This window comes from Actinophytocola sp. (assembly GCF_050699935.1).
GTDB lineage: Bacteria > Actinomycetota > Actinomycetes > Mycobacteriales > Pseudonocardiaceae > Actinophytocola.
Genome location: NZ_JBOHGB010000004.1, coordinates 129,848 through 147,985 on the forward strand (window position 1 = coordinate 129,848; position 18,138 = coordinate 147,985).

Consider the following 18,138-nt stretch of genomic DNA (forward strand, 5'->3'; position numbering starts at 1 on the left):
GTCACCGTGGCCTCAGGCCGAGCTCGCGGGCGACGATGTTGCGCTGCACCTGCGACGCGCCGCCGGCGACCGTGGCGATCACCGCGTCGGTGTAGTGCATGGTCAGCGGGTGCTCGTCGATGTAGCCGTAGCCGCCGTGCAGCTGCATGCAGTACCGCGCGGCATCGGCGTACAGCTCCGCGGACGCGATCTTGGCCATCGACGCCTCCTTCACGTGGGGTTCGCCCGCGTCGTGCAGCTCACCACCGCGGTACACCAGGAGCCGGATCGCCTCGGCACGCGTGTAGAGGTCCACGAGCAGGTGGGCGACGGCCTGGAAGTCACCGACCGGCCGGCCGAACTGCTCGCGCTCCTTGACGTGGCGAAGCGTGTCGTCGAGGACCTGCAGCGTGGCCCCGACGAAGCCGGCGCTGATGATCAGGCGCTCCAGCGGGAGCTCGGCCCCCAGCTGGTGCCAGCCCCGGTTCTCCACTCCGACGAGGTTCTCGGCCGGGACGACGACGTCGTCCAGGAAGACCTCGTAGACACCGGTGATGTTGCGTCCGATCGTCGGCAGCCGGCGCAGGGTCACTCCCGGGGACCGCGGGTCGAGCAGCAGCATGCTGATGCCGGCCTGCTTCGTGGCGGCGGGGTCCGTGCGCGCGTAGAGCTGGATGATCGTGTCGGGCAGCCCGGCGGCTTCGCAGAACGTCTTCTGTCCGGTGACGACGTAGTGGTCGCCCTCCCGCCGTGCGGAGGTGAGCAGGCTCGCCGCATCCGATCCGGCCTCGGGCTCGGTGACCGCGATGGACAGGCGGGTCCGCCCGCTCATGAGCTCCGGGACCAGCCGCTCCTTCTGGGCGGCGCTGCCGTCGGTGACGATCGTGCGCAGCCCGGACGCCGTCAGGCTGAAGCAGGCCACGAGGTCGGTGCTGCCGCGACCGAGCTCCTCGGCGACGACGAGGAGGTCGCCGGCCGTGCCACCGGAGCCACCGTTCTCCTCGGGGACGCCGATGCCGTACCAACCCAGCTCCGCGATGTGGTCGAAGACCTCCTTGGGATAGTGGCCGGCCTTGTCCCACTCGAGGCACCGCCACTCGTCGCACTCCTTGTGCACCAGCCGGCGAACCGACTGCCGGACGGAGTCCCGCAGCCCGTCGACCTGTGTCATCGTCCTGGCCACTGCTACTCCTCGTTCCATGCGTATTCGGGTGGGGGCGTCAGCTCGCCCGGCGTGCTCCGCCTCAGAACCTGTTTGACCGTCGACACCGCGCCGAGGGGGTGACCGGCCAGCTCGACCGCGAACGCGGACGCGTGCTCGGCCAGCGTCGTCGCGTCGGGGTACCCGCGGGTCACCCACCCGGCCGTCCTGCCGTCCTCGACGGAATACGAACCGCCGCCGAGGGCGATCTCCGCCGCACGCACCGCTCCGACGACCTCGACCAGCCTGGTGACGATCGCGGCCGGCAGCCGCAGCCCCTTGCGAACCTCGGGAAGGCTGAACGAGGCGTCCGCCACGGCGAAGCACACGTCACAGGCCAGGGCGAGCCCCCAACCCGCGCCGTGGGCTGCGCCGTTGACCGCGGCGATGCTCGGCTGCTCCAGGTTGCGCAGGGCGGCGATCACCTCGGTCACCAGGCGCACCCGGGCCAGGGCCGGTCTCGGCGAGGGCGTACCCGCGAGCTCCTTGAGATCCGCGCCGCCGCAGAACGCCGTGCCCGACCCGGTCAGCACGACGACGCGCGTCTCCGGATCGTCGCGAATGTCGGCGAGCGCGGCCCGAAGCCTGCCGAGCAGATCGGTGGTCAGCGCGTTCCTGCTCTCGGGACGGTCGAGCGTCAGCGTGGCCACGCCGTCGGCACGGGCGACGTCGAGAGTCATGAGAGCGCACCCGGCCGGTCCGGCCAGACCCGCGGGATGACCTGGCCGACGATCAGCCGGGCGGCTTCCTCGGGGTCGGGCCCCAGCGGAGCGCCCAGGTAGAACTCCGTGTAGCCCGCCGCGGCCGCGAGGTCGCGCAGCTCCGTCACGGCGGGCACGCAGTCCTCGGCGGTGCCCGAGACGATCAGGGCGTCGGCGAGCTCCTGGGAGCAGCGCGCCGCCGCTCCGTCGATCCCCAGGCCTTCCTCGAAGGCCTCCTTGACCTCACCGGCCGAGGCCACGTCGAGGCCGACCCGTTCGAGGTCGGGCCACAGCTTCGGGTTGCCGACGACGAGCGCGACCTGACGCCGGGCCTGCTCCCGGGCACGCTTGCGGTCCTCGGACACCGAGACGTTGATGCCGAAGATCAGGCGCAACGGTGCCATCGCGCTCGGGCGCGCGGCCCGCACGAGGTCGAGCCCGGAGATCTCCGCGAACCGCCCGCTGCGCAACGCCGCCCGCGACAGGGTGGGCATGTTGCTCGGCGAGATCAACCCGTCGGCGTGGCCTCCGGCGACGGCGAGGATCTTGGGACCGACACCGGCGAGCACGATGCCCGGAGCCTTCTCGACGGCATAGGTGAGCTCCGCGACCGCCCCCGGCCGGTAGGACATCGCCGCGCCCAGCACGGGGAAGGCGTCCAGCTCGACCCGGTCACCCGCCCACAGCGACCGCATCAGCTGGATGGCTTCGCGCACCACGGTGACGGGCCGGTCCTTCTGGAAGAGGCTGTTGACGAGCGCGCCGCCGGTGCCCATGCCGACCACGACCTCGCGATCGGGTGGGACGAACTCGGCGATGGTCGCCGCCGCCGACGCCATCTCGATGGGGTTGCGCCCGATCGGGTAGGTGACGTTCGTGCCGACACCGCAGCCTGCCTGAGCGAGAGCGCCCAGCAACGCGAACACGTTCCGGGCGAGCATCTGGTCCTGGACCCAGACGGTGTCCACCGCGGTGGCGAGCCGCCTGCCCAGCTCGACCAGGTCTCGCGACCCGCTCCACGGCGTGATCTGTACCCCCAAGCGACCGGTCATCTCGAGGGCCCCACTTCCTGTGTCGAGTCGTGCGCCCGCCGCGGCGTGGCGAGCTCCCCCCTGTCCATGGTGGCCACTTTGTCCGCGACCGCACGGGGAAACGGGCCGGGCTGTTCCATGAGCAGCGTGGCGACCCCCTTGTCGCGCAGGAGGCCGATCAGCCTCCCGACACCTGTCACGAGACTCGGCGCGAGGCCCTCGGTGGGCTCGTCCATCACGAGCACCGCGGGCCCGAGCAGCACCGCCCGGGCGATGGCCAGCATCTGCTGCTCGCCCCCGCTCAGCCGTCGGGCCCGAACATCGCGGCGGTCGCCGAGTCTGGGGAAGATCTCCAGAACCTGGTCGGGCGGCAGGGCGTCCGGACGGGCGTGCAGCCCCGCCAGCTGCAGGTGCTCGGCCACCGTGCAACTGCCGAAGACCCGCCGCCCCTGAGGAACCAGGGTCAGCCCGCTGCGAGCCACCACGGTGGCCCGGGCCCGGGTGAGATCGACTCCGGCCAGCCGTACCCGGCCCTGGCTGAGGGTGTGCAGGCCGGCGATGGTGTTGGCCAGCGTCGACTTGCCGGCGCCGTTGGGCCCGAGGATGGCGAGCACCTCGCCGGGGTGGAGCTCGAAGGACACCTCGCGGACGGCCTGCACCGCGCCGTAGGACGACCGGACGCCGCGCACCTCAAGCATCGTGGACCACTCCCAGGTAGCTCTCGTCGAGGACCGGCAGCGCCCTGACCACGTCGGGAGTGCCGTCGGCGACGACCTCGCCCTGGTGCAGCAGGGTCACGCGGGTGGCCATCCGGAAGGCGAGGTCGACGTCGTGGTCGATGAACATCACGGCCAGCTCGGGGTCGAGACCGAAGACCAGGGTGAGCAGCTCCTCGGTCTCCTCGCTGGTGAGACCCGCGCCGGGCTCGTCGAGCAGGACCACCGAGCTCGGCCTGGCGACCGCCGCGACGATCTCCAGACGCCGCTGCTCGCCGTAGGCGAGCTCGCCGACGGCGACGTCCTTGATGCGCGTCAGCCCTCCGCGCTCGAGCAGCTCGTCCACCCTGGCCCACACCGACCGCGCGGTCGACCAGGGACGCAGGGCGTCGAACCGGTGGGCGCTGCCGGCCTGCACGGCGATGCCGAGGTTCTCCGCGACGGTCAGCGCCGGGAAGAGGTTGGTGATCTGGAAGGTGCGCGCGAGCCCGCGACGCGCGCGACGGTGCACCGGCATCCGGGTCACGTCGCGCCCGTCGAGCACGATGCGACCCGACGTCGGCCGCGTGACGCCCGCTGCCAGGTTCATCAGCGTCGTCTTGCCGGCTCCGTTGGGGCCCAGCAGTGCTCGCCGCTCCCCTGGTGCCAGGCTGAGCGAGACATCGCGGTTGATGTGCACGCCCCCGATGCTCTTGCTGACGGCGTCGAGCCGGAGGACCGGATTCACGACTCCTCCTGGGTGATCAAGGCCTTCCGGGACCTGACGGCCTGGGGGAGCCTGCGGGGCAGCCGGAACGGGGGCGGCCGGCCGCCGAACAGCGCCACCGCGACGTAGGCCAGACCCATCAGGGCCAGCCAGTGCTCGGTGTGGCTGCTGGCCACGTCCTCGGCGTAGGTCAGCAGGACCGCGACGACCACGGGCGCCCACAGCACCGAGCCGGCCACCACGGCGATGATCAGGCCGCGAGCCGACACGAGCGCGCCGAGCTCTTCGGGACTGACGAAGCGGATCAGGTAGGCGTGCAGCACTCCGGCCACCGCCGCGATCGCCGCGGACAGGGCGAACGCGAACACCTTGTACGCGCCGACCCGGTAGCCCAGTGCCCGCATCCTGCCCTCGCTCTCGCGGATGCCCACCAGAACGCCGCCCAGCGCGGACCGCTTGACCAGCCACAGCAGGAGCAGGCACAACCCCGCGGCGCCCAGGGTGAAGTAGAAGTAGTCGACCGGCTTATCCAGCTCCAGCGGGAGCGGGCCGGCATCGGGCCGGACGACTCCGACCAGACCGTCGGACCCACCCACCGCACGCCAGCGCAGGGCCAGCGCGCGCAGCATCTCGGCGAACGCCAGGGTGATCAGCAGGAAGCCGACGCTGCCGAGGCGCGCGGCGACGACGGCGATCGGCAGCGCGACGGCGCAGGTCACCACGACCGCGAGGCCGAGCACGGCGAAGACGTTGCCGACATCCCATCGTGTCGCGGCCAGCCCGGCGACGTACGCCGCGATGCCGAAGTACGCGGCGTGCCCGAAGGACGGAAGGTTCAGGATGCGCAGCAGGAACCAGACCGACAGACCGAACACGGCCCACACGAGGCCACGGGTGACCAGTCCGACCTGGAACACGTCGAGGTAGAAGGGCGCGGCGACCAGTGCGACCGCGCAGGCGGGGAACATCAGCGCGCGCGTCACCGGGCACCTCCGAAGATGCCCTCGGGGCGCCAGGCCAGCACGACGACGACGAGGGCCATCATGGTGAACTCGGCGAAGACGGGCAGCAGCGCCTTGCCGAAGGCGTCCGCGACGCCGACCGCCAGGCTCGCCGCGAAGGCGCCCTTGAGGCTGCCGGCGCCGCCGAGGACGACGATCACGAACGCGAGCACGAGAACGCCGAACTCCTGCCCGATCGATGCCCCCAGCACCGGCGCACCGATGCCGCCGGCGATCCCGGCGAGCAGCCCGGAGAGCGCGAAGACGGCACCGAAGAGCGGAACCGCCCCCACCCCCGTCGCCTCGAGCATCTCCCGGTCGTCCACTCCGGCACGGACCATGGCCCCGAAGCGCGTCCGCTCCTGCACGAACCACAGCAGCGCGGCCAGCCCGAGGGCGACCGCGCCCATGAGGACGCGGTAGGCGGGGAAGCTGACCCCGGCCAGGTCCCATGATCCGGAGGCGAACCCCGGCGCCGGAAGGGCGCGGGGAAGGCCGTCCCAGAGCACGCGCGCCACCTCCGCGAAGACGAGCACGAGGCCGAAGGTGAGCAACACCTGGCTCAGCTCGTTGTTCGCGAGCGTGGACCACCGCAGCAACGTCACGCCGTACACCACGAGCGACAGCACGACCCCGACCACCCCGGCGGCGACCACGGCCACCAGGAACGACCCTCGCCCCGCGAAGGACGTCGCCACGTAGGCGGACACCATGAAGACCGCGCCGTGGGTCAGGTTGACGAACCGTCCGAGGCCGAAGGTCAGCGTGAAACCGGAGGCCAGGAGGAAGAGCAGCAACCCGAACGAGACGCCGATCGCCAGCTGGAGCATCGCTTGTGCGATGGACATGTCACTCCTCGGTCGGGGCGTGGCCGTCGAGCGGAACGGGTCACGGCATCTCCGCGACCGGCTCGTGCTCGAGCTGGCCGCCCGCGGACACCACCGTGTAGAAGTACGTCGGGGCGATCGCGTAGCCGGTTTCCGGGTCGAACTCGAGCTGTCCCCAGGGAGCGTCGATCTTCGTCGCACGCACTGCCTTGGCGAGCTCCGCTCCGTCGCCGGCCTTGTCACCCGCACGGCGGATCGCGTCGAGCAGCACGCTGCCGGTGGCCCAGGCGCCCGCGGTGAAGTGGCTGGGCACGAAGTCCTCGTTGGCCGACTTCATCGTGGAGATGAACCGCGCGTTCTCCTCGTTGTCGAGCGTCGACGAGTAGTAGAAGCCCGCGCCCACGTCGACGGCCGCCTCGCCGATCTGGTTCAGCACCAGCTCCGTCACGAGCGGGCCGTGTCCGATCAGGGGCATCCGCTTCTTGGTCCCGAACTTGTCGTACTGCTGGACGAACTTGACCGCGTCCGCCCCCGCGAAGCCGGCGAACGTCACGTCCGCGTCGGGGAGCTGCGAGAGATACGACGCGAAGTCGCTCGTGCCGAGGGGCGCGAACACCTCCTTGACGACCTGACCGCCGGAGGCCACGAAGTTCTTCTTGAACGCCTCGGCCACCTCGTGGCCGTAGGCGAAGTCCGAGGCGACGACGACGGCGGACCGGTGGCCGAGGTCGGTCGCCGCGTAGGTGCCGAGCTTGCCGGCGTCGTGGGCGGCCGTCGGCGCGGCGACCGCCGCGGTCGCGAACTCCGACAGACCGTCGGGGTTCGGGATCGGGCCCAGCTGCGGGATCTCCCGCTCCGCGAGGATCGGGCCCACCGCCAGCGTCGCGGCGCCGGTGGCACAGCACACCACGGCGGCCACCTGATCCTGGTCGACGAGCTTGTTGGCCTTGGAGACGGCCGTCGCCGGGTCGGTCGCCTCGTCCTCGAAGATCAGCTCGACGGCGCGGCCGTCGACCTCGTTGCCGGCCAGCTCGACGCGTGCTCGCAGGGTTGCCTCCATCGGCTTGCCGTACAGGCCGAACGGCCCCGTGTACGGGAGGAGCACGCCGATCTTGATCGGTTTGTCTGATGAGTTGCTCTCGGAGACCGCGGCACCGCTACAGCCCGCGAGCGACATCGACGCCGCCGTGAGCAGCGCGGCTCCCACGATGACCCGGCGCGCGAGGCGTCGGTCGGAGCTGGAACTGGACATGTGAGTTCGCCCTTCGGAGATGACGGGGCCGAGATGTCATACAACTTGAGTCGTCATACAACTCCGACGAACGCCGGGTGTCAAGGATTGACTTGTCAGACCTCTGATCCTACGGTGAGCGGTGTTATGACGAACTCAGCTGCCCAGAACCCCCACCAACCCACGTTGCCGCCCACCGGCACCGGTCGGGTCGCGGAACGTGTCGTCGACGAGATCCGCGCCTACGTCGACGCCAAAGGTCTGATGATCGGTGACAAGCTCCCGCCCGAGCGCGTTTTCATGGAGCTCTTCGGCGTGGGCCGCTCGTCGCTCCGGGAGGCGCTGCGGGTGCTGTCGACGGTCGGGATCATCGACGTACGCCATGGCGACGGGATGTACGTCGCCGGCCCCGCCGACGCCCGCACCGCCTCCCCCAAGGCGATCTTCGACGCGACCGAGCAGAACGCCCTGCGCAACCTGGTCGAGACCCGTCTGGGCATCGAGCTGGCAGCGGTCACCGCCGCCACCCTGCGCGCCACCGACGACGACTTCGTTGCGCTGCAGCGGATGCTCGACGAGCAGGAGCAGCTGCTCGCCCGGGACCCCGACTTCACGTGGGAGCCACTGGGGTTCGAGCTCGCCGTGGTCGAGATCAGCGGCAACACCTGGCTCTACGAGGTCGAGCTGATGCTGCGCGAGGCGTGGCTGTCCCTATCCAGCGGGTTGCGGGCGACGGTCGGACGCCACGAGGAGTGGCTCACCGAGCACCGGGCGATCGTCGCGTCGATGAGGTCCCGCAACGTCACGCAGGCCCAGCGGCTGGTGATGGCCCACCTGAGCCTGGAGCGGTTCGAGGAAGACCTCAAGTCTCCCGCGACCGGCTCGAAGAGCAAGTCACGACGAGGAACCGGCCGGTAGGCCACCAGACGAGAGGCACGACGATGAAATTTGGGCTGAGGCTGCCCGGAGCGGGTCCGTATGCCGGCCCCGAGGCGATCACGGCGTTCGCCGAGAAGGCGGAGCGGCTCGGCTTCGACTCCATCTGGATGACCGACCACATCGCGCTCCCCGTCGACGTCGCGTCGAGGTACCCCTACACCCAGGACGGCAAGTTCTTCTGGCCACCGGAGACGCCCTACTTCGACACCATCCTCACCCTCACATGGGCCTCGGCCGCGACCGAGCACATCAAGGTCGGCACCTCGGTCCTCATCGCGGGCTGGCACCATCCGGTCAACACGGCGAAGGCGCTCGCCACCCTCGACGTGCTCAACGGCGGTCGCACCATCTGCGCCGTCGGCACGGGTTGGATGCGCGAGCAGTTCGAGATCCTCGGCTCGCCGTTCGAGACCCGCGGTGCGCGCACCACCGAGTACCTCAAGCTCCTGCGCCACCTGTGGACCGAGGACCTGATCGACTTTCAGGGCGAGCACTTCCAGTTCTCCGGTTTCAAGTTCTACCCGAAGCCGGTCGGCAAGCCCCCGATCCCCCTCTGGTGCGGCGGCAAGAGCACCGGCGTGCTCAAGCGGGTGGCGGCGGCCGCGGACGGCTGGCACCCGCTGTACATCGCCCCGGACGAGCTCGAGCGCAAGCTCGGGGAGCTCGAGGGCTACCTCGCCGACGCGGGGCGGTCCATGGACGAGATCACGCTCTCGGCGCGGCCGGTCAGCCAGGCCACGCTCGACAAGGACACGATCGACCACTACGCCGGTCTCGGCGTGCGACTGCTGATCGCCGACACGTCGTTCGACCACGACAACCTGCGGGGCGTCCTGGACGAGGTCGAGCGGCTCGCCGACCAGCTCATGCCCTTCGCCGACTGACCCGAAAGTTGACCCCCATGTTGAACCGGCTCTTCCACATCGCCATCAACTCGACCGACCTCGATCGGTCGGTGGCCTTCTACCAACGCCTCGGCTTCACCGCGCTGCAGGACCGCACGGTCAGGAACGACGTGGTGAAGCAGGCGTTCGCGGTCCCGACGGGTGACCTGCGCTTCGTGCACCTGCGGCTCGGCGAGGACGAGCAGGCCACGGTCCTGGACATCGTCCAGTGGTTCGGCCCGGGCACGGCCGACACGGGTAACGGTCCCGTAGAGCAGCACCGGCGCGGGCTGACCCGCTTCTCGGTGCTCACCGACGACACCCAGCGCGTCTACGACGAGCTGTCGGCCGAGGGAGTGGAGTTCATCACCGAGCCCACCTCCGTGCTCACCCCGGCGGGTGGCTGGAAGGTGTGCCTGCTGCGGGATCCCGACGACGTCGTCGTCCAGATCACCGAGCTGCTTCCCGCACCGGGCACGAGCTGACGGCCCGGCGATGACCTCCTTCGACCCCACCGTCCTCGACTGGTCCCAGCTGCCGGTCCACCAGCCGTTGCCGGGAGTCTCGGGCTCGGTGCGGATGGGCGCGAACCTCTCCGCGGCGACCTTCCGGCTGGAGCCGGGGGCCATCGTGCCCAGACACAGCCACGTCAACGAGGAGTTCGGGCAGATCCTGTCCGGCACCCTCCGGCTCGAGGTCGGCACCGATACCCAGGACCTTCGTACCGGCGACGGGTTCCTGATCCCCGGCGACGTACCCCACTCGGCCGTCGCCGGCCCCGAGGGGTGCCTCCTGCTCGAGTGCTACTCGCCGCCACGCAACCCGTTCGTTCCCCAAGGCACAGGTGAGACCTCATGACGACCGTTGCCCACCACCAGGACGTCGCGTCGTACGACCTCTTCGTCGACGGCCGGTGGCAGCCCTCGACGACCGGCAGGACGTCGCAGCGGCACAGCCCCAGCTCCGGAGTGCTCGTCGGACGCTACGCCAAGGCCGGCCACGCCGACGTCGACCTGGCGGTTGCGGCGGCGCGCCGGGCCTTCGACGAGTCGTCCTGGCCGGCGTCGGCCGCCCCGAAACGCTCCGCGACCCTCCGCCGGGCGGCGGACCTGCTCCGGGAGCGGGCCGACGGCATCGGGCGGCAGATCAGCCTCGAGCTCGGCAAGCCGATCCAGCTGGCCCGCAACGAGGTGGTCCTCACCGCGGAGGTCTTCGACTACTACGCCGCACTCGCGCTCGACCAGCGTGGCGAGTCGGTCTCCCGGCACACGTCGAGCGCGCTCGGCCTGGTGTTGCAGGAACCGGTCGGCGTGGTCGCCATGATCACCCCCTGGAACTTCCCCCTGCTGCTCCTGTCCTGGAAGGTGGCCCCCGCGCTCGCCGCGGGGTGCACCATGATCGCCAAGCCGGCCAGCCTCACGCCGGGAAGCGCGCTCGACCTCGCGACCGTGCTGGCCGACGCCGGGGTCCCCGACGGCGTCTTCAACGTCGTGACCGGTGGCGGTACCGAGGTGGGCATGGCCCTGGCCAACCACCCGGGCGTCGACAAGGTCGCCTTCACCGGGTCCACCGAGGTGGGTCGGACCGTCATGACCGCGGCAGCGGGCACGGTCAAGAAGATCAGCCTCGAGCTCGGGGGCAAGTCGCCCAACATCGTCTTCGCCGACGCCGACCTCGAGCAGGCCGTCCGCGGCGCCTACTGGGGCATCTTCCTCAACAGCGGTCAGGCCTGCCAGGCCGGCAGCCGCCTCCTCGTGCAGCGCGACGTCCACGACGAGTTCGTCGGCACGCTCGCCGAGCTGGCCCGCACGAGCAGGATCGGCGACCCCCTCTCGGAGTCGACCCAGATCGGCCCGCTGGTCGACGAGGGCCAGCTGAACACCGTGCTGGACTACATCGGCCAGGGCGTCACGCACGGCGCGCGGCTCGTCGCGGGCGGGCAGCGGTTGACCGGTGACCTGTCGACCGGCTACTTCGTCGAGCCGACCATCTTCGACGACGTCGCCCCCGACCTGTCGATCTCCCGCGAGGAGATCTTCGGCCCGGTGCTCGCGGTGACGCCGTTCGACACGCTCGACGAGGCCGTGCGCCTGGCCAACGACTCCCCATTCGGTCTGGCCGCGGCCGTATGGAGCAGCAACGTCGACACGGCGCTCAACACGTCCAAGCGCCTGCGCGCGGGCACGGTCTGGGTCAACGCGTACCACGACGCCGGTCTGCCGTTCTGCATGCCGATGGGCGGTTACAAGACGAGCGGTATCGGGCGAGAGCTCGGACGTGAAGGGCTCGCCGAGTACTTCGAGACGAAGGCGATCCACGTCCGCCTCGGACGTTCCTGACGATCTGCTCCCCCACCCGATCCGGACCCGATGGAGAACTCGATGCAGACCCCTGCACCCACGACCCGTGTCGACGCGGACGACCTGACGATCGAACGAATCGAGGTGATCCCCGTCAGGGTGCCCCTGGGCCGCGTGTTCCAGGGCTCGCACTACTCGATGTCGACACGCTGCACGATCGTCACGCGGGTGCACACCAGCAACGGCCTGGTCAGCGAGGTGTACAACGGCGACACGGATGCCGAGCAGGCGGTCATCGTCGGCATCGTCAACGACGAGATCATCCCGCGGCTCCTCGGCCGGAGCGCGTTGAACATCGAGGGCGCCTGGGAGGCGATGCTGCCCCCGACGTACGACATCCTGCGCGACCGCTCCCTCGCCCTCCAGGCGATCGCCTGCGTGGACACCGCCCTGTGGGACATCATCGGCAAGGCCGTCGGCGCGCCGGTCTACCAGGTGTGGGGTGGTTACCGGGACCGGCTCCCGTCCATCTGCATCGGCGGCTACTACAGCGACGACGCGGCAGACGTAGCCCGGCAGATCGAGCGGTACGTCGAGCTGGGGTTCGGCGGCTGCAAGTTCAAGGTCGGACGGTTGAGCCCGGAGGCGGACGCGCGTCGCACCGAGCTGGCACGCAAGGCGGCCGGCGACGACTTCGTGCTGATGGTCGACGCCAACCAGGGGTTCACCCGTCGCGGTGCCATCGAGTTCGCCAACCTGACCCGGAGTCTCAACCTACGCTGGTTCGAGGAGCCCGTCGGGTGGCTCAACGACCGGCTGTCGATGCGCGACGTCCGGCTCAGCACGGGCATCCAGGTCGTCGCCGGCCAGAGCGAGGGCACTCGCGCCGGGCTGCGCGACCTGATCAGCTCGGGTGCCGTCGACGCCTGCAACGCGGACGCGAGCTGGATCGGCGGGCCGAGCGAGTGGCGCCGCATCGCCGCCCTCGCGTCCATGTACGAGGTCGACATGGCGCACCACGAGGAGCCGCAGATCTCCGCGCACCTGCTCGCCGCGATCCCCCACGGGACCTACCTCGAGACCTTCGACCCCGACCGCGACCCGATCTTCTGGAACATGATCGCCAACCGCCGGCCGTTCGAGAACGGCGACTACCTCGTGCCCGACGGCCCCGGGTTCGGCCTGGAGCTGGACTGGGACTACATCGAGCGTTACCGCTCCGACACGCCGACATGAGCACCGGAGCAGCCGTCGTCGGAGTCGGCGAGTCCGACGAGATCGGCGTCGTACCCACCAGGTCCGCCCTGCAGCTGCACGCCGAGGCGGCGTCGAACGCGCTCGCGCACGCCAACCTCGACCTGGCCGACGTCGACGCGCTGTTCACGTGCGGGCTGGACTTCATGCCCTCGTTGCTGGTCAGCGAGTACCTCGGGTTGCGACCGCGCTACTCCAGCAGCGACTCCATCGGCGGGTCGTCGTTCGTGGCGCACGCGCACGAGGCGGTCGGCGCCATCGCGTCGGGTGCCTGCGAGGTCGCTCTGATCACCCACGGGGAGACACGGCGCTCGAACCGCCGTCGAGGGGTCCAGGCCAGGCCCTCCCACCTGGACCCCTGGCTGCCTGACTGGCAGTGGGAGCGTCCGTACGGCGTCGAGGCTCCTCCCGCCGCCTACGCGCTGGCCGCGACGCGGCACATGCACCAGTACGGGACCACGACGGAGCATCTCGCCGAGATCGCCGTGGCCACCAGGTCCTGGGCCTCGCTGAACCCCCGTGCGTACCACCGCGAGCCGCTGACCGTCGCCGAGGTGCTGGCGGCGCCGTACCTCGTCTATCCCTTCCGTCCGACCGACTGCTGCCTGGTGACCGATGCCGGCGGGGCCATCGTCCTGACCTCGGTCGAGCGCGCGCGCACCCTCGACGTCCCGGTGGTGGAGGTGCTCGGATCCGCCGTCGCGCACACCCACTACGGCATCTCGCAGATGCCGGACCTCACGAGCACCCCCGCGGCGACCTCCGGGGCGGAGGCGTTCGGTCAGGCGGGACTCGGTCCGGCGGACATCGACGTCGCCGAGCTCTACGACTCGTTCACCCACACCGTCCTCGTGCAGCTCGAGGACCTCGGCTTCTGCCGCAAGGGGGAAGGCGGGGACTTCGTGTCGGGCCAGCGCACGGCCGTGGGCGGGGACTTCCCGCTGAACACGAGCGGTGGCGGGCTCTCGTACACCCACCCGGGGATGTTCGGGATCTTCCTGCTCGTGGAGGCCGTCCGGCAGCTCCGCGGGGAGTGCGGCCAGCGCCAGGTGAAGGACGCCGAGGTCGCGCTGGTCAACGGCATGGGCGGCTATCTGTCGAGCTCGGCCACGGCCGTGTTGGGAAGGGTGTGACCTGATGCGTGGCATCGACCTCCTGCAGCCGTCGATCTCGCCGAGCCCGGACGCCGCACCGTTCTGGGCCGCGGCCGCCCAGCACCGTCTCGAGATCCCCCGGTGCAACCCCTGCGGTCGGCACTTCTTCTATCCCAGGGCGCTCTGCCCGCTCTGCGGGAGCCGCGACGTCGGCTGGGTCGAGAGTGCGGGCACCGGGGTGCTCTACTCGTTCTGCATCCAACATCGGTCCTCGGTGCCCGGGTTGGCCGAAGCGACTCCCTTCGTGACCTGCCTCGTCGACCTCGACGAGGGAGTGCGGTTGATGTCGTTCCTGGTGGGAGTGCCGCCGGAGCCCGACCAGATCACCTGCGCCATGCGCGTCCGGGTGGACTTCCACGACCTCCGCGACGGCCACACGCTGCCGGTGTTCCGACCCGCGAGCTGAGGCTGTCCCGTAAGTGATCGTCTTCGCCTCGCGCCCCTTCCCGAATCCCCCGAACACCCACCACGCCCGCCGACCGAAACCGGGTGCGGACGGTCGGCGCGGTCGTGTGTGATCGGGGCATGGCGATTGTGTTGGACAGGCCGGGAGTCGACGGGCTGGGCGAGGCTGTGGGCGTACTGCGGGAGTGGCAGTACGACGGGGCGCCGATGCAACTGCATCCGGGCGACCTGGGCTGGTTCTGGCGGTTCGGTGCGGAGGCGACGGCCGCGGCGGTCCGGACCTGGAGCCGGGGCGGCCATATTCTCGCCGTCGGGCTGCTGGACGATCCCACGCTGTTGCGGCTGACGATCGCGCCGCAAGCCCAGCGGGACGAGGAGCTGGCGCACCAACTGGTTGAGGACGTGACCGAGCCGGCGCGCGGCGTACTGCCCGAGGGGAAGGTGAACGTCGAGGCACCAACGGGCGCACTGGTCCAAGATCTGCTGTTCGAGGACGGCTGGAACGCCGACGAGCCGTGGACGCCGGTGCGCCGCGACCTCACGGAGCCGGTGAAGGACCCGGGCGTGCGGATCGAGGTGATCGGGCCGGAGCAGGCGCACGTGCGGACCGCCGTACAGCGGGCGTCGTTCGACAGGTCGACGTTCACGGACGAGCGCTGGCACGCGATGGCGGCCGGGTTGCCCTACGCCGACGCCCGGTGTCTGGTCGCGTACGACGACCAGGGCAACGCGGTGGCGGCGGTGACGGTGTGGTCCGCCGGTCCGGAGAAGCCCGGGTTGCTCGAGCCGATGGGCGTGCATCGGGAACATCGCGGTCACGGCTACGGCAAGGCGATCACCGTCGCCGCGGCGGCCGCACTCCAGGAGCTTGGCTCGTCGAGCGCGATCGTCTGCACCCCGAGCTCCAATGTCGGCGCCGTCGCCACCTACCAGTCAGCCGGCTTCCAGCGACTCCCCGAGATCCGGGACCAATACCGCGACGCCTAGGCCGTGAATTCTTCGAGCATCGGTTGAGCACGTCGTGCGCCGCGCCGAGTAGCCGGCGTCACCGGACCGCGCTCTCCGCGGCCGGGCGGGCGATCCCGGTGGGCGTCTCCGGCTCGATCGCCGCCTGCACGGCGGCCTCCTCGATCGCCCGCGCGAGCGTCGCCAGGTCCGGGCGGGAGAAGTACCGCCGGTCCGCGGACAGCACCAGCTCGACGGCACCGGGCGGGTCGTCGAGGCTCAGATAGAGCTTCGCTTTCGGGATGCTGGCCTCCTGCTTCCAGGACAGTTCGCTGTCCGCGAGCGCGGCGCGGATCTCCCCGGCCGCCGGCGGCGCCACCCCGGCGTGCACCCGGTCCCGCTGCCTGCGGTCGTTGTAGTAGCAGGACAGGTCGAGCTCCTCGCCACGTTCGCGCTCGATCTGCCGGATCGCCTCCTCCTGTTCGTAGGCCTCGTAGTAGGCGTTCTTGTATGCGTTGAGCGCCTTGCCCGTGGCCCGGGTGACCACCTCGCCAATGGTGAGGCCGGCGACGTCGAGCAGGAGGGGGCTGACCTTGATCAGTGCGCTGACCGAGTCGGCGTAGCCCGGCCGGAACCGGTTGCTCACCAACATGATCGTCACCACGGGGTTGGCGCCGGTGACCCGGGCGAGGCCGACGACGAACGACGCCAGCAGCGCGGGCGAGTCGTCGACACGCTCCCGCGCGGCGACCGCGTGGATGGCCATGCTGATCGCGCGCGACCGGTAGCGCAGCATCTCGTAGCACGGCTCACCCTCGTGGCGCGGCTCGCCGAACTGACGCGCGGGCGCCGTGCGCAACACCCGTCTCAGGTACCGCAGGGACAGCTCGTTCTGCCGCTGCCCGGCGGGTGTCGCCTCCCTGGCCGCCTGGGCGAGCGGCGGGGGCGCCGTGACCGGTCCGGCGGGCGCACCCGTCACCGGGTCCCGCGCGCCGATGTCGGCCACCAGAGCGCTCAGCCCGAACGCGTCGATCGAGGTGTGCAGGATGACCGTGACCACGTGCGTGACGGTGTGGCGGCCGGAGCCGCCCGCCACGATCGCGCCCATCCGCACCGGCCACTCGGTCTCGTAGGCGAACGGGACGACCTGCCAGTGCGCCGAGAGCGCCTCGGCGACCTCGGCCGGATCGTCGTCGCCGGCGGCCACGACGACGAGCGGGATCTCGCCCGCCGCGCAGACCCGCTGGCGCGGCGGCCCGGACTCCCGGAGCAGCAGGTGCGTGCGCAGGGACTGGTGCCGGCCCACCATGAAGCCGAACATGTCGGCGACCGCGTCGACGGTCGTGCCGGGGTCGGCCTCCGCGACGTAGGCGACGGTCTTCGACGTGCCCGACTGGACGATCGACTGCCAGAGACCGCGCTGGCCGAACGCCAGCTCACCCTCGCCGGATCCCTCGCCCTCGAACGCGACCAGCACCCGGTCCACGACCTCGCCCCGCGGCACTTCGGAACCTCGCATCGTTCGTCACCTCGTAGTCAGTTCTGGCCGGCGGGCTCGGTCCGGCCGGCCGGAGAGTCATCTGGTGCGCTGTCGTCCGTGCCCAGCTGCTTCGCGGCCGCGTCGACGGCGGGCCGGATGAGGATGCCTGTCACGAGGAAGGCACCGGCGAGCGCGAGCCAGCCGAGCGGTCCACGTTCGACGACGCCGGCGGTGATCAGCAGCGGTCCGACCATCAGGGCGGCGGCGGAACCGAGCCAGAACACCGAGAGGTACTCGCCCTGCCGGTCGCGCGGCGCGAGGGCGTAGGACACGGACAGCCGGCCGGCGAAGTGCCACAGCTCGCCGACGGTCAGCAGCACGGTCGCTACGACCACCGCGATCACCGCGCCGACCGGGTTCAACAGCCCCGACAGGGCCAGCACGACCATGCAGCCGGCGAAGGCCAGCGCGGACCGGCGCAGCGCCCGGACCCCGCCTTCTCGGGTCTCGGTGCCCCGGCTGAGCCGGACCTGCAGCAGGACGACGAGCACCGTGTTCAGCACCACCAGCGGCCCGACGACCGCCACCGGCGCTTCGGTCCGCGTCGTCACCCACAGCGGGATGCCCATGGTCAGCACCGTGACGTTCAGTACCAGCACCGCGTTGAGCCCGGTGACGATCAGGTACCGGCCCTGGCGCAGCGACCGCGGCCAGCCGCGAACCGTCTTGCGGTCCGGCGGGTCGTCGGCCAGCAACGGCACCCTCCCGAGGAGGAACCCGGCGAGCAGGAAGGTGGCCCCGTTGCCGAGCACGATCACCAGGAACGCCGGCCGGGTGTCGACGACGAGGATCAGCGTGGTGAGCAGCCCGCCGATGCTGAAGCCGAGGTTGTAGACGACCCGCAGCACGGCCATCACCCGCACGCGCAGGTCCTCGCCGATGTGCCGGTCGACGTACAGCTGGCTGACCGGATCGATGGCTCTGGTCGGGATGCCGACGAAGCAGGACACCACCAGGAACGTGGCGAAGTCGTGGACGAACGCGAAGGCGATGAACCCGACACCACGCCAGTAGTGCAGCAGGATGGACGCCGCCCGCGGTCCGATCCGGTCCGCCAGCATGCCGATCGGAGTCATCGTGACCAGCCCGCACGCGCTCGCGACGGTGAACCCGACACCGACCTCGACGGCGCTCATCCCGACGCTGCGGGTGAAGAACACCGCGAAGCCGGCGATGTACAACCCGGTGCCGATGGCGTCCACGAGACCGATGAACACCAGCAACCGGCTTTCCCGCGGGATGTCCAGACCCGGAAGGCGCATCGGTGTTCCCTTCCTGCACACGGCCGGCGGTCGGGCGGCGGCATGCTGGAGGCGTGCGGGGC

19 protein-coding genes are annotated in these 18,138 nt (G+C 70.7%); 9 read left to right on the top strand and 10 right to left on the bottom strand.

The genetic code is table 11. The features are described from left to right. Position 1: 1 nt before the first annotated feature. From ACRDTB_RS03230 to ACRDTB_RS03265, 8 genes are read right to left on the bottom strand one after another with little or no spacing between them, the layout of a single operon-like run. The gene (locus ACRDTB_RS03230; protein ID WP_431428379.1) at positions 2-1,162 is read right to left on the bottom strand and encodes an acyl-CoA dehydrogenase family protein; all 1,161 of its coding nucleotides are present in this window, start codon (positions 1,160-1,162) and stop codon (positions 2-4) included. 2 nt (positions 1,163-1,164) lie between these two features. Continuing rightward, entirely contained in the window at positions 1,165-1,860 is a 696-nt protein-coding gene (locus tag ACRDTB_RS03235; protein ID WP_431428380.1) for an enoyl-CoA hydratase/isomerase family protein, read from the bottom strand. Further along, positions 1,857-2,933: an LLM class flavin-dependent oxidoreductase gene (locus ACRDTB_RS03240; RefSeq protein ID WP_431428381.1), complete on the bottom strand. Its 1,077-nt coding sequence runs from the start codon at positions 2,931-2,933 to the stop codon at positions 1,857-1,859. The genes ACRDTB_RS03235 and ACRDTB_RS03240 overlap by 4 nt, the downstream gene beginning before the upstream one ends. Further along, positions 2,930-3,610 (bottom strand): ABC transporter ATP-binding protein, encoded by a 681-nt coding sequence (locus ACRDTB_RS03245; protein WP_431428382.1) that lies wholly within the window; start codon positions 3,608-3,610, stop codon positions 2,930-2,932. Before ACRDTB_RS03245 ends, ACRDTB_RS03240 begins: the two co-directional genes overlap by 4 nt. After that, positions 3,603-4,355, bottom strand: coding sequence for an ABC transporter ATP-binding protein (locus ACRDTB_RS03250; RefSeq protein ID WP_431428383.1), 753 nt, complete (start codon positions 4,353-4,355; stop codon positions 3,603-3,605). The genes ACRDTB_RS03245 and ACRDTB_RS03250 overlap by 8 nt, the downstream gene beginning before the upstream one ends. Continuing rightward, positions 4,352-5,317 carry a branched-chain amino acid ABC transporter permease gene (locus ACRDTB_RS03255; protein WP_431428384.1) on the bottom strand — a complete coding sequence of 322 codons (966 nt, stop codon included), beginning with the start codon at positions 5,315-5,317 and terminating at the stop codon, positions 4,352-4,354. Before ACRDTB_RS03255 ends, ACRDTB_RS03250 begins: the two co-directional genes overlap by 4 nt. Further along, positions 5,314-6,183: a branched-chain amino acid ABC transporter permease gene (locus ACRDTB_RS03260; RefSeq protein ID WP_431428385.1), complete on the bottom strand. Its 870-nt coding sequence runs from the start codon at positions 6,181-6,183 to the stop codon at positions 5,314-5,316. The genes ACRDTB_RS03255 and ACRDTB_RS03260 overlap by 4 nt, the downstream gene beginning before the upstream one ends. A gap of 40 nt (positions 6,184-6,223) precedes the next feature. Next, complete coding sequence (locus ACRDTB_RS03265) at positions 6,224-7,414, bottom strand: ABC transporter substrate-binding protein (protein WP_431428386.1); 1,191 nt, start codon at positions 7,412-7,414, stop codon at positions 6,224-6,226. Positions 7,415-7,540: 126 nt separating this feature from the next. Here ACRDTB_RS03265 and ACRDTB_RS03270 point away from each other — a divergent pair, with 126 nt between their 5' ends. The 9 genes from ACRDTB_RS03270 (at position 7,541) to ACRDTB_RS03310 (ending at position 15,316) form a co-directional block, all read left to right on the top strand. Continuing rightward, positions 7,541-8,311 (top strand): FadR/GntR family transcriptional regulator, encoded by a 771-nt coding sequence (locus ACRDTB_RS03270; protein ID WP_431428387.1) that lies wholly within the window; start codon positions 7,541-7,543, stop codon positions 8,309-8,311. Between the two features lie 23 nt (positions 8,312-8,334). After that, positions 8,335-9,216, top strand: a complete 882-nt coding sequence (locus tag ACRDTB_RS03275) for a TIGR03619 family F420-dependent LLM class oxidoreductase (RefSeq protein ID WP_431428388.1) — start codon at positions 8,335-8,337, stop codon at positions 9,214-9,216. Positions 9,217-9,233: 17 nt separating this feature from the next. Next, positions 9,234-9,701, top strand: coding sequence for a VOC family protein (locus ACRDTB_RS03280; protein WP_431428389.1), 468 nt, complete (start codon positions 9,234-9,236; stop codon positions 9,699-9,701). 10 nt (positions 9,702-9,711) lie between these two features. Next, positions 9,712-10,074: a cupin domain-containing protein gene (locus ACRDTB_RS03285; RefSeq protein WP_431428390.1), complete on the top strand. Its 363-nt coding sequence runs from the start codon at positions 9,712-9,714 to the stop codon at positions 10,072-10,074. After that, positions 10,071-11,555 (top strand): aldehyde dehydrogenase family protein, encoded by a 1,485-nt coding sequence (locus ACRDTB_RS03290; RefSeq protein WP_431428391.1) that lies wholly within the window; start codon positions 10,071-10,073, stop codon positions 11,553-11,555. The genes ACRDTB_RS03285 and ACRDTB_RS03290 overlap by 4 nt, the downstream gene beginning before the upstream one ends. Before the next feature lie 42 nt (positions 11,556-11,597). Next, on the top strand, positions 11,598-12,752 hold the full coding sequence (locus ACRDTB_RS03295; RefSeq protein ID WP_431428392.1) for a mandelate racemase/muconate lactonizing enzyme family protein: 1,155 nt from the start codon (positions 11,598-11,600) through the stop codon (positions 12,750-12,752). Then, entirely contained in the window at positions 12,749-13,903 is a 1,155-nt protein-coding gene (locus tag ACRDTB_RS03300; protein ID WP_431428393.1) for an acetyl-CoA acetyltransferase, read from the top strand. The genes ACRDTB_RS03295 and ACRDTB_RS03300 overlap by 4 nt, the downstream gene beginning before the upstream one ends. A 4-nt stretch (positions 13,904-13,907) precedes the next feature. Continuing rightward, on the top strand, positions 13,908-14,330 hold the full coding sequence (locus tag ACRDTB_RS03305; protein WP_431428394.1) for a Zn-ribbon domain-containing OB-fold protein: 423 nt from the start codon (positions 13,908-13,910) through the stop codon (positions 14,328-14,330). Positions 14,331-14,449: 119 nt separating this feature from the next. Beyond that, positions 14,450-15,316, top strand: a complete 867-nt coding sequence (locus tag ACRDTB_RS03310; protein ID WP_431428395.1) for a GNAT family N-acetyltransferase — start codon at positions 14,450-14,452, stop codon at positions 15,314-15,316. A gap of 58 nt (positions 15,317-15,374) precedes the next feature. On the opposite strand, the gene ACRDTB_RS03315 is transcribed toward ACRDTB_RS03310, so the two are convergent. After that, on the bottom strand, positions 15,375-16,793 hold the full coding sequence (locus ACRDTB_RS03315) for a condensation domain-containing protein (protein WP_431428396.1): 1,419 nt from the start codon (positions 16,791-16,793) through the stop codon (positions 15,375-15,377). A 17-nt stretch (positions 16,794-16,810) separates the two neighbouring features. After that, positions 16,811-18,138 (bottom strand): MFS transporter (locus tag ACRDTB_RS03320; RefSeq protein ID WP_431428397.1); only part of this gene is annotated, 1,328 nt, incomplete at its 5' end.